Genomic DNA, 12,034 nt, shown 5'->3' on the forward strand with positions numbered 1-12,034 from the left:
CCGCCACAGGACCCTGACCAGCGACAACACCGGCCAAGTCAGCCAGGAGCTCTCAAGTGGCACGAGTCAGGCCCTGCACGGGCAACGGTTCGACCTTGGACTTGGGCGTTCCCTGGGGTTCACTGAGCCCGTGCGCAGGGCCCTGGGCACCATGTCCGCGCCACCGAAAGACTTCGCATCCGCCATTGAAGCCGTACGCGAATACCTGACCGGCAGGGCGGATATCACGATGCGCCCGGCCCACAACGGCCACATCCCGCTATTCGTGTTGGGGACCGGAAGTGGCTTGAAGATCGCGGCGCGCCTGGGTCTGCCGGCGGTGGTCGGTGGACCGTTGCTCACCGCCGGGCCGGAGGCCTTCGACGAGTACCGCTCCACCTTTTGCCCCAGCGAGCAACTGGACGAGCCGTACCTGATCGCTTCCACGGAGATCTTTGTTGCGGATTCTCCCTCCGAGGCGCGCGAACTCTCTCTGCCCGAAGCGTGGGCCATGTCCGAATCGCGCCTCACGGGAGCTTTTCCGCCGCTCGAGCCGACGACGTCGCTACCGGATTCCCTGACGCAACGGCAGCAACGCAACGTGGCCAAGGCATTGGCCCCCGTGATCGCGGGGACCGAGGACCAGGTTTTGAGCGCAATCAGTGAATTGCTCGTGCGTACCGGCGCGGACGAGATCATGAGCACCGCCTCGACCTTCGACACGACCGCGTTGTACACCTCTGATGCGCGGCTGGCCGCCGCCGTCGCCGCCACCTTGTGAGCGCCCAGACCTCACACCGGGACCTCCCAACGCAAGGACCGCAAGCGTGGAAGCGGGCGCCAAGGACACAACCACGGCCACGGCCCCCGCTGTGTCACAGGCTCACGTTGGCCCGGAATCCCATCTTGGAGACCGTAAGGATCAGTTTGGGTTCCCCGGTGAGTTTTCGGATCCGGGATATGGCCATGTCGATGGCGTGGTCGCTGGGCGCCGCGGGCACTTCACGGCGGATGGACTGGCGAGTCACCAAGTCCCCTGCGGCCTGCATCACCACGCGTGTGATGTTGGCCAGGTGGGAGGGCAGTTCCACGCGGCGTTCCCCGCACAGCAGATGCGCGCCGCGCAGGGTGACCTGTCCGAACGGCGTGTGCGGCAGGTCCACGGTCTGTCTTTCCAGGTGGGTGGTCAGTGCCCGCACCAGGGACCCCATGCGGGGGCGGTCCGGGATCAGCGGTGTGATTCCCGCCCGCTGCAACGGCTCCGCGGTTACGTGCCCCACGGCCACGCTGAGCACACGGTGACGCAGTGCTTCGAGCAATGGCTCCATGGTCCCTTCCTTCTGGGCGCGTTCGAATAGCGCTTCCACCGCGGGGGCGGAGGTGAAGGTCACGGCGTTGACGTGTTCCTTGATGATTGCCAGCATCAGCTGGGAGACTGCGGCCACATCACGGGGCTGTTCCCATCGATAGGGCTGGACTACGGTCAGGCGCGCGCCGGCGCGTTCGAGGCGTTCCACGTGTGCGTGGTCCACGGCCCCGTGTTGTTGGAACACCACGTGTTTGTCGGCCACGCCGCGGCTCAGTGCCAGGTCCACCAGGGAGCTCGTAGAATCCTGCGATGCAACCCCCTGCTCCACGAGCCCGAGGCTCTTGATGGCCCCACGGGCCTTGGCTCCGCGCACGAGGATGTCAGCGCCCTCGAGCGCCGCACACAGTTGGGATCGTGTTCCACCGGCCTCCGCAGCCTCGAACCATCCGCGCACACCGTGCCCCGTGGTGACCAGCAGCACCCCCGGTTTGTCCTCGATCACCTGGGCGGAGGCCCGGTGCAGCGTCTCGTCGTTCTCGGTGGGCACGATGCGCATGGTAGGCGCCTTGAGCACGGTGGCGCCGCGCCGTTCGAAAGCCTCCGCCTGGTCCTCGGCCCGGCGTGAGGCGGTCACAGCGATCACGAAGCCGGTCAGGGAATCCGACGGAGCCACGAGCACCTTCTCGCTCGCCTTGACCGTCGACGACGCCGTCCCAGGTTCCTCCTGAATCCGACCATCGCGAATCCCCCGGCCCGGGATCCCGCCGTCCCGAATTTCGGCTGCGGGTTCCGCGGTGGGCCCGCGTGTGAGCGGAGACTTCAGTGGCTCAGACTCTTCTGAGCGCTCGTTTGAAACTCTCTCGATCAACCGCGCGAGGTCATCGCCCAGTTCGACCACGTGCCCCAGCACGACGATCGCAGGGGAGCTCACTCCCTCGTCGGATACCACACGCGCAATGGAGCGCGCTGCGGATGCAAAGACCCGCTGCCGCTGTGTGGAACCCTTTTCGACCACCGCGGCGGGCAATTCCGGATCCAGGCCGTGCTTCACCAGACCGGCCATGAGCTCGGGCAGGTGCGCCAACCCCATGAGCACCACCAGGGTGCCGCCCACCTTGACCAGGCCTTCCAGCTCGTCGGGAGCGGGCACCTCATGACCGGAGATCACGGTGAAGGAGCGGTTGATGCCGCGGCACGTGACCGGGATACCGGCAGCCGCGGGCACCGCGATACTCGAACTGATCCCGGAGACCACAGTGACCTCGATGCCCTCCCCCTGCAGGGTCCGCCGTTCCTCGGCGCCGCGTCCGAACACGAACGGGTCCCCGCCCTTGAAACGCACCACACACGCCCCGGCGCGGGCGAACTCCACCAGGGCCCGTTCAATCAAGTATTGGGGCATCTTGTGATGGCCGGGGTCCTTACCCACGTTCACCAGCAGGGCTCCCGGGCACAGTTGCTCGAGCACCGCGGTGGGTGCCAGTTTGTCGTAGAGCACCACGTCCGCCCGCATCAGGTGCTGCCGGGCCGCCTCCGTCATCAACTGCGGGTCACCGGGACCACCACCCACCAGGGCCACACCGGGCCTGCCCGAGCGCAGGGTCGAGAACGGTTTGCCGTGCCTCCTGCTCAAGGCACGCCACCGCTTGGTCTCCGCGGCGTCGTCGGCGGCGCACACCACGGCCGCGGCACCGGACGCTGCAGCGTCGGCGTCGAAGTCCGCGGCCTCCGCGCCCACGAAGGTGCAGGCTTCCAACGCGGTGCGCACCGATTCCCGGGCCGGGTCCGCTTTCACACCCAGCCGCCGGGCCACCCTAGCCAGCGCATCCCCGCGGGCACACAGTTGCTCCGCGGTGCCCGCAACGCTCACCCTGGCACCGGCGCGGATCAGCCGGGCGACCTCCAGCGGCGCGGCCGGGCCGGTTCCCACGAGCAGGACCGGACAACCGTTCCAGTCGAAATCACTCATGCACCGATCCCGATGGTCGGCCCGGAGATCATCACGCGCTCACCGGCGGTCGCCGGACGCACCTGCCCGCGCTCGGGCACCTGCACGATGGTCTCGTCCGTTGCCTGCGGGTCATTGATGAACGGCGTGAAACGCGCCAGCTTCACCGGGTCGTTGAGGGTTTCGGCCCACTCATCGCGGTAGTCGGCCACTAGATCGCCCATGGCCGATTCCAGTTCGTCGCAGATCCCCAGCGAGTCCTCCAGGATTACCTCGCGGAGATGGTCCATGCCGCCCTCCAAGGACTCGACCCACGGTGCGGTGCGCTGCAGCCGCTCGGCGGAGCGGATGTAATACATGAAGAACCGGTCGATGACCTTGACCAGCATCCTGTCATCGACGTCGCTCACGAGCAGTTCCGCATGCCGGGGGGTGAACCCGCCGTTACCGCCCACGTAGACGTTCCAGCCCTTGTCCGTGGCGATCACCCCCACGTCCTTGCCGCGCGCCTCGGCGCACTCACGGGCGCACCCGGAGACGCCGATCTTGAGCTTGTGCGGGCTACGCAGTCCGCGGTATCGGTTCTCCAAATGCACGGCCATGCCCACGGAATCCTGCACGCCGTAGCGGCACCACGCCGAACCCACGCAGGACTTGACCGCGCGCAGCGACTTTCCGTAGGCCTGACCGGATTCCATGCCCGCGTCGATCAGCCGCTGCCAGATTTGCGGTAACTGCTCCAAGCGCGCGCCCAACAGGTCGATACGCTGAGCACCGGTGATCTTGGTGTAGAGGTTGAACTCCTTGGCCACCTGGGCGATCACCGCGAGCTTCTCGGGGGTGATTTCGCCCCCGGGGATGCGCGGGACCACTGAATACGTGCCGTCTTTCTGCATGTTGGCCAGAGCACGGTCGTTGGTGTCCTGCAGTCCGTCGCGGCCGCCGTCCAACACGTGCTCGTGGAAGGCGGTGGCCAGAATGTTGGCGACAACCGGCTTGCAGATGTCGCAACCGCGGCCTGTCCCGATTTTCTCGATGACTTGGGTGAAGCTCGTCAGGCGGGACAACCTGATGGCCTCGAACAGCTCGGGACGGGACAGTTCGAAGTGCTCGCACAGTCTTTTGGAAATTTCGAGACCGGCGCCTTCCATTTCCTTGGTCATGATCTTGCCGACCAGTCCCACACACGATCCGCACTGCGTCCCGGCCTTGGAACACTTCTTGACCGAGGCCAGGTCGTGGCAGCCCTGACCCACGGCCTGCTTGATCTCGTGCACGGTCACGTTGTTGCACGAACACGCCACCAGATCGTCGGGCATTTCCGCGTCGGGAACGTCGCCACCGCCGGAAAGATAGGCCCTGGGCGCTCCGGGCAGTTGGCGGCCCAGCAGCGCGCGCAGGCTCGCGTACGGTTCCGCGTCCCCCACGAACACCCCGCCCAGCAGGGTCCTGGCGTCGTCGGAAAGGACGAGTTTCTGGTAGACGCCCTCGACCGGGTCGGACATGACCACGTCCAGGGTCCCGCTCTTCCGGGACAGCGAGTCGCCGAAGGAGGCCACGTCCAGGCCGTGGAGCTTGAGCTTGGTGGCGTCGTCGATCTCGGTGAATTCGTCGTCACCGCCGGTCAACTGCGCGGCCACCACCTCGGCCATGGCGTTGGCCGGTGCCACGAGGCCCACGCACGTTCCGTCGAAGCTGGCTACCTCACCGATCGCCCAGATCCCGGGGGTCGCGGTGCGGCACGCGGTGTCGATGGGCACGCCACCGTTGGGCGCGGTCTCCAAACCGGCGTCGCGGGCCAGCTCGTCACGGGGCGTGATGCCAATGGCCCACACCACGAGGTCCGCCTCGATCAGATCCTCGCCCACCGCCACCCCGCCCACGGTGGACGGGTCCGCGGCGGCGGGCAGCACCGCGCTGGGGCGCTGTCCCAGGTGTAATTCGATCCCGCGCTGCTCGATGGCCCGGTTCAGGGTCCGCCCGCCGCCCTCGTCCAGTTGCGAGGACATCAGCCAGTCCCGCGAATGCACCAGATGGGTTTCAAACCCGTACTTGACCAACCCGCCGGCGGCCTCGAGACCCAGCAGTCCGCCGCCGATCACCACGGCCTGGGGCGGCTTCTCGGGGCCGCGGGCGCTACTGAGGGCCTCAACGTTGGCCCGCATCCGATCGACATCGTTCACGGTGCGGTAGACGTAGACTCCGGCCAGGTCATTGCCGGGCAACGGAGGCATGGTGGCGGCCGAACCGGTCGCGAGCACTAATTCGTCGTAGGCTAGTTCCGTCTCACCGTTGACGTGCACGCTCTTGCGCTCCGGGTCGATGCTGTTGACCCACGCATTGGTGACCAGGTGGGTCCGTTCGTTCCACATACCCACGTTGGTGAGGCTCAGATCGTGGTCCGGGTCCCAGTGCTTGGCCAAGTTGACGCGGTCGTAGGGAGCCACGCTTTCTTCTCCCAGGACGACGACGTCGCTGCGGTCGCCGCGCCCGCGCAGGGCCGTGACGAAGCGGTGTGCTGCGGGCCCCGCGCCGACCACCACGACCCTGCGTTCAGACACGGAGGTCGGGAGGTCGCGGATGTTGATGAGTTCGGGCATGGGGTTCTCCTAGGAGTTGGAACGTGTCTCCACGGTAGAAATCGAATGTCACCCGGCCGTTGTCACTTTCTTACGGCCGTGTAAATTGCGCCTGCGTCGGACCTAGAAATCCAGGCCGACCTGGATGATTCCGTCGACCACTCGAACGGGGTAGGTCTCCACGGACAGCTCGTCATTGGTCAGGCACTCACCGGTTTCCAGGTTGAAGACCGCCTTGAGCAGGGGCGAGGCAATGGTGGGGACGCCACCTGATTCGCCGACAATCCCGCGGGAGAGCACGGAGGCACCGGTGTCCGGGTCCACGTTGGAGCTCGCGTACAGCCGGTCGTTCCAGGTCCGGTACAGGGCGATGTGGCGGCCCTTGAGCAGGGCGGCCGCGCCGACGTCACGTTCCAGACGGTGTTCTTCGACCACGGGGGTCCAGGTGAGGGTTTCGACGGCGGTGGAGTGGGTCTCGCGAGTCAGAACGGTCATGGCGGTTCTCCTTGGCGACTGTGGTGCATACAAGTGGTCGGTGTGGCGGCTCAGGCTGCCATGGCTTGGGAGACCACGGATTCGAGTTTGTCCTTGCACCCGCCGCAACCGGTGCCGGCGCGGGAACATTTGGAGACCTCGGCCACGGTGGTGGCTCCGGCGGACACGGCCTGCTGAATGGGTGCCAGGGCCACCCCCGCACACCGGCAGATGATGGACTCCGGGGTCAGTTCCGGTGCGGTATCCGCGCCGCTCGGGGTGTCCGCGGCAAGCAACACGGAAGGGTCACCCGGGGCGGCACCGGATCGTTCGAACAGCATGGCCAGTTCGGCACCGGCCTCCGGCGCCCCCAGAGCCACGAATCCGAGGATGTTCCGATCGCGCGAGACCACCTTGAGGTAACGCCCGGTGCGTGGGTCCTCCCAGGTGGCCACGTCGACTCTCGGCTGCTCGAAGGCTCGAGCGTGCACCGAGCCCGCAGCGGTGAGGCTCACGGCCTGCGACTTCATGGTGATCAGTTGCGACACCTGTGAAGGAACGCGGTTGTGGGTGCCGTCCAGAATGTCCGCCAGGGCTTGCGCCTGCTGCCACCCCGGGCCGATCAGCCCGCTCGGGGCGGAATCCTGGTAGTCGATAGCCATACATTCTGGGCACACGGGATTGCTGCACAGCACCTCCGCGCAGTCACCGATCGCGTAGATGTTCGAGGTGCCGTGGACCCGCAACTGATGATCGACCAAAATCCCACGATGGGTCGGTAGCCGCACTTTCTTGGCCCACTCGGTACGGGGCTGCGCTCCGATGGCCGGAATCAACGCGCCGGCTTCTCGCACGGTTCCATCGTCCAAGACGACCCCCGTGAAGCGACCACCCTCACTGCGCACGCCGTTGATGCCCCCGGGGATCACCTGGATACCGGCCTGCCTCAGCACGTGGGCCAGCATTCGGCTGGCGTCAGGATCCAGCTGCCGCGGCATCAGGTCCTGCCCACGGTGGATCAAGCTCACCTGCACTCCGTGCTCGGCAAGGTTGAGCGCAAGCTCGATCCCCAGAATCCCACCGCCGAGGACCAGGACATCCTGGCCCGTCTCGACCACCTCGCGTAACCGCCGAGCGTCGGACATGTCCCGCAAGGGGTGCACTCCGGGTAGGGGGATGGAATCCAGGTGGCACGGATCCGTGTCCAGAACGTCCAATCCGGGGACCCGCGGCAGAACGGCGCGCGCTCCGGTGGCGAAGATCAGATCGTCAAAGGAGATCAACCGGTCATCAGTGGTGTGAAGGTACTGCCCGTCCAAGGAAATGTCGCTGAGCGTGGTACCCGTGAGGAACGTTACCCCCTCCGGGAAGTTGGTCTCATCGCACGCGAGGTCCAGGTCTTGCGGGGTGCTATGCCCGGTGACCAGGTTGGCCAGCAGGATGCGGTTGTAGGCACCTTCCGGCTCGCTCCCGATCACGCACACGTGCACCCGGCTCTGGGCAAGGGGTTCCTCGAGTTCTTCGATCAGGCGGGCGGCCACCGGGCCGAAACCGATGATGACTATGCGACGCACTGTTCCTCCTGGGACACCCACACGCGGGTGGCTTTGAATTCCGGCATCTTGGACAGCGGGTCCGTGGCCGAGGAGACCAAACGGTTCACGCTGTTGGACCCTGCGAAGTGGAAGGGCATGAACAGGGTGTCGCGGCGGATCTGTCGGGACAGCCGAGCCCGGGCCTGCACGGTTCCCCGCTCGTTGTGCAAAGTGAGCAGCTGCCCCTCGACCACCCCGTAGAGGTGGGCGGTCTCCGGGTTGATCTCGACTCGCCCGTCAGGATCCGAGGCGAGCAGTTCCGGGACCCGTCGAGTTTGGGCACCCGACTGGTAGTGGCCCAGCAGGCGGCCTGTGATCAGGGTCAGCTCGGCCCCGTCGAAGATCCGCTCGGCAATCGCCCGGGGGGACACGTCCGCCAGGGTGGCACGGCCGTCCGCGGTGGGGAACGAGTCCCGGAACAGGCGCGGTGTGCCCGCGCTGCCCGCCGGGTAGGGCCAATAGCACGCCCTCTCCTGGTCGAGCAGGTCGTAGCTGAGACCCGAGTAGTCCGCGCGGCCACCGGCCGAGGCTCGGGTGAGCTCCTCGAACATCTGCTCCGCCGTTCCGAAGAACATGGTGGAACCCAACCGGGTGCTCAGCTCGGCCAGCACGGCCAGCTCGTCGCGCGCGGCGCCGGGCAACGGCAGCGCCCTACGACGGCGGATGACCCGGCCCTCCAGGTTGGTCATGGTGCCTTCTTCCTCCGCCCACTGCGCCACCGGCAGGATCACGTGCGCCAGCTGAGCGGTCTCCGACAGCACGAAGTCACTGACCACCAGGAAATCCAGGTCGGCCAGTGCACGGGTCACCCGTGTGGCATTCGGGGCGGAGACCACGGGGTTGGAGCCGTGAATCATCAGTGTGCGCACCCCGTGGTCGGTGCCGCACGAGAGCAACAGTTGGGTGGCGTCAATCCCCGGACCGGGGATGTCCTGCTCATCGATGCCCCACACCGAGGCCACGTGCGCTCGGGCCTGCGGGTCGTTGATGGAACGGTAGCCGGGCAGCTGATCGCACTTCTGACCGTGTTCGCGCCCGCCCTGGCCGTTGCCCTGCCCGGTCACGGTGCCGTACCCGCCGGGTTCGCGGCCCGGCAGCCCCAGCAGCAAGGCCAGGTTGATGGCGAGGCTGGTGGTGTCCGAGCCATTGGTGTGCTGTTCCACGCCGCGCCCGGTCAGGACGAACGCGCCCCTGTCCTTGGCCGTGGCCAGCCCGCGGGCGACCGCCCGGATCTTGGCGGCGGGGACACCGGTGAGGCTCTGGACGTGTTCAGGCCAGTAGCGCTGGGCGGTGCGCTTGAGCCGGGCGAAACCATTGGTGCGGGAGGCCACGTAGGCGGCGTCGTAGAGGCCCTCGGCAATGACCACGTGGATCAGGCCCAGCAGTAGTTCCTGGTCGGTTCCGGGGGTCGGTGCCAGGTGGATCCCGCACTCGCGTTCCTCCGAGCGGGTCAGGTCCGCGGTGGCGGACTCGCGCAGGTCGATCACGAACAGCCCGCCGTGCTCCCGCGCGGAGGCCAGGTGCTGGACGAACGGGGGCATGGTGTCCGCCACATTGGAGCCGATCAGTAGCACGGCGTGCGCGCGGTCCAGATCGGTTAGTGGGAACGGTAGGCCGCGGTCCAAACCGAAGGCCCGGTTACCGGCGGCCGCCGCCGAAGACATGCAGAACCGGCCGTTGTAGTCGATCCGACTGGTTCGCAGCACCGCGCGGGCGAACTTGCCCAGTGCGTAGGCCTTCTCGTTGGTGAGCCCACCGGCTCCGAAGATCCCCACCGCGTCGCGGCCGTGCTCACGCTGGGTGCCCCGGATCGCCTCGGTGATCGCTGTCAGCGCGTGGTCCCACGTGGTGGGTTCCAGTCCGTGGGCCGTGCGGATCATCGGCTGGGTGATCCGATCCCCCAGGCCCAGGACCTTGGCCGCGGAGCTGCCCTTGCGGCACAGTCCGCCGCGGTTGGTCGGGAACTCGCGCCCGGTCACCGTCACGGGTTCGCTCGCGTCCGAGTTGGGGGTCAGTGTCATGGCGCACTGCAGGGCGCAGTACGGGCAATGGCTGGCCACCCCGTGGCTCGCGGGCGGTTCTTGGGTGATGAGGGATTCAGACACGACCGTCTCCGAACGTGGTGCCCTTGCGGGCGTAGACGCCCCACGTGATGGCCAGCAGCACCAGGTACCCGGCGGCAAAACCGATAAATGCGCCGTCGTACCCGCCCGTGTTCTCGTGGACGATGCGAAGTACCTGCGGGATCAGGAACCCGCCGTAGGCACCGATCGCGGAAATGATGCCCAACGACGACGCCGCGGCGCGCGTGGCTTTCTGGTCGTCGCCGTAGGCCAGCGAGAACGCGGTGGGGATCATCCGGTAGGTCGAACCGTTACCCATGCCGGAGGCGATAAAGAGGACCAGGAAGCCCAACAGGAACAGCCAGAAGTTACCCAGCCGCAGCAGCCCGATGATCGCCAGCGCCATGATGGCCATGACAGCGAACGCTGCGATCGTCGGGCGGGCACCGCCGAATTTGTCGGCCAGCTTCCCACCGTAGGGACGAGCCAGGGAACCGACCAGCGCGCCGAGGAACGCCAGGGACAGTGTGGCCGCGCCGATGGTGAAGGCGGAGAACTGCGGAAACGTGTCCGCGATGAGCTTGGGGAACACACTGGCGAAGCCCATGAACGACCCGAAAGTACCGATGTAGAGCACCGCGATGACCCACAACTGCCCATGTTTGAGGGCGGCCAGATACGAGCTGACGTCCGCGGTGGCGTGGGAGAGACTGTTCATGCAGTAGTACGCGCCAACCGCACCCAGCAGGATGAACGGAACCCAGAACCAGCCGGCCAGGCTGACCATAGGGCCACCGGTCAACAGCACACCACCGGCGGTGATGACAATCGGCACGGTGAACTGCGCGACGGCCGAGCCCAGGTTTCCGCCGGCCGCGTTCAGACCCAGCGCCCAGCCCTTCTCCTTGGCCGGGAAGTAGTAGGTGATGTTGGTCATCGACGAGGCAAAGTTGCCGCCACCGAAACCGGCGAGCGCGGCCACCGCCAGCAGCACACCGAACGGGGTGTCCGGGTTGCCCAGGCACATCCCCATGCCTACGACCGGCAGCAGGAGCAGCAGGGCGGAGATGACCGTCCACATGCGGCCACCGAAAATCGGAACCATGAACGTGTACGGGAAACGCATGGTGGCGCCCACGAGGCTGGGCACCGAGATCAGCCAGAACTGCTGCGAGGTGCTCAGCGAGAAACCGGCCGCGGGCATGGCCACCACGGCCACGGACCAAAGCTGCCACACCACGAAACCCAAGAACTCGACATAAATGGACCAGTTCAGGTTCCGGCGGGCAATGCCCCGGCCCTCACGATTCCACTGTGTCTCGTTCTCGGGGTTGTATCCGTCGATCCACCGGTTGGGCCGGTGCCGTAACGGTTCATCGACAGCGAGTGTGTCAAGGTCATCCAGCAGACCTTGTTGACGCGTATCCAGTGACATGCGTGGCTCCTTCGGTCGTCACCATTACGAAGAAACCTACGGGCAGGCTGTTTCACCCAGCCGACCAGGCCGGTTACAGAGGGGTAACAAATAATTCACTGCCCCCAGCGACCCTGTGAGAGCTTGTCCGCGCTCGAGATCCCCATGGCGGACTCACCTGCCGGAACCCTCAGTGGGGCGCTAGCCTGAGGTGCATGTCCTCCCCCGAGCAGATCCCCACCGAGATCCTCGAGCTTGCCCGTAACGCACGGCGGGTGACCGTGCTGACCGGCGCGGGGATGTCTGCCGAATCCGGTGTTCCGACCTTTCGCGATGCGCAGACCGGGTTGTGGGAACGTTTCGATCCCACGGAGCTGGCGACACCGGAGGCCTGGGAGGACGACCCCGCCCAGTGCTGGGCGTGGTACGCCTGGCGTGCATCCCTGGTGCGCGGCGCCCAGCCGCACCCCGGGCACTTGGCGATCGCCCAATGGCAGGCTTACCCCGACATGGACCTGCGGATTTCTACCCAGAACGTCGACGACCTGCACGAGCGGGCGGGGGCTACGGTTCTCGCCCACGTTCACGGAGACCTCTTTGAAGGCTCTTCACAGATGAGGGTGTAGCTGTGGTGCGACCTGGGGCGGCGCGTCGGTGTCGGGGTGAGGGTCGA

8 protein-coding genes are annotated in these 12,034 nt (G+C 66.6%); 2 read left to right on the forward strand and 6 right to left on the reverse strand.

Annotated elements, in window-relative coordinates; translation table 11 throughout:
- Positions 1 to 760, forward strand: a 760-nt coding sequence (locus tag RF637_RS13425) for an LLM class flavin-dependent oxidoreductase (protein ID WP_368836185.1), incomplete at its 5' end; no start/stop codon positions are given.
- A gap of 94 nt (positions 761 to 854) precedes the next feature.
- Here RF637_RS13425 and RF637_RS13430 read toward each other — a convergent pair.
- The 6 genes from RF637_RS13430 to RF637_RS13455 all read right to left on the reverse strand — a co-directional run bounded on the left by RF637_RS13430 (position 855) and on the right by RF637_RS13455 (position 11,382).
- A complete protein-coding gene (locus RF637_RS13430; protein WP_082943166.1) occupies positions 855 to 3,257 on the reverse strand; it encodes a uroporphyrinogen-III synthase in 2,403 nt (800 codons plus the stop codon).
- Positions 3,254 to 5,836: a nitrite reductase large subunit NirB gene (nirB, locus tag RF637_RS13435; RefSeq protein ID WP_064845467.1), complete on the reverse strand. Its 2,583-nt coding sequence runs from the start codon at positions 5,834 to 5,836 to the stop codon at positions 3,254 to 3,256. Before nirB ends, RF637_RS13430 begins: the two co-directional genes overlap by 4 nt.
- Positions 5,837 to 5,938: 102 nt before the next feature.
- A complete protein-coding gene (gene nirD / locus RF637_RS13440) occupies positions 5,939 to 6,310 on the reverse strand; it encodes a nitrite reductase small subunit NirD (protein WP_064845466.1) in 372 nt (123 codons plus the stop codon).
- A 50-nt stretch (positions 6,311 to 6,360) separates the two neighbouring features.
- Positions 6,361 to 7,863: an FAD-dependent oxidoreductase gene (locus RF637_RS13445; protein WP_064845465.1), complete on the reverse strand. Its 1,503-nt coding sequence runs from the start codon at positions 7,861 to 7,863 to the stop codon at positions 6,361 to 6,363.
- Positions 7,851 to 9,989 carry a molybdopterin oxidoreductase family protein gene (locus tag RF637_RS13450; RefSeq protein ID WP_255359865.1) on the reverse strand — a complete coding sequence of 713 codons (2,139 nt, stop codon included), beginning with the start codon at positions 9,987 to 9,989 and terminating at the stop codon, positions 7,851 to 7,853. Before RF637_RS13450 ends, RF637_RS13445 begins: the two co-directional genes overlap by 13 nt.
- Positions 9,982 to 11,382, reverse strand: a complete 1,401-nt coding sequence (locus tag RF637_RS13455) for an MFS transporter (protein WP_085108723.1) — start codon at positions 11,380 to 11,382, stop codon at positions 9,982 to 9,984. Before RF637_RS13455 ends, RF637_RS13450 begins: the two co-directional genes overlap by 8 nt.
- A gap of 194 nt (positions 11,383 to 11,576) precedes the next feature.
- Between RF637_RS13455 and RF637_RS13460 the strand changes: the two genes are divergently transcribed.
- On the forward strand, positions 11,577 to 11,987 hold the full coding sequence (locus RF637_RS13460; protein ID WP_082943164.1) for a Sir2 family NAD-dependent protein deacetylase: 411 nt from the start codon (positions 11,577 to 11,579) through the stop codon (positions 11,985 to 11,987).
- Positions 11,988 to 12,034: the final 47 nt, after the last annotated feature.

This window comes from Kocuria sp. CPCC 204721 (assembly GCF_040980945.1).
Lineage (GTDB): Bacteria > Actinomycetota > Actinomycetes > Actinomycetales > Micrococcaceae > Kocuria > Kocuria marina.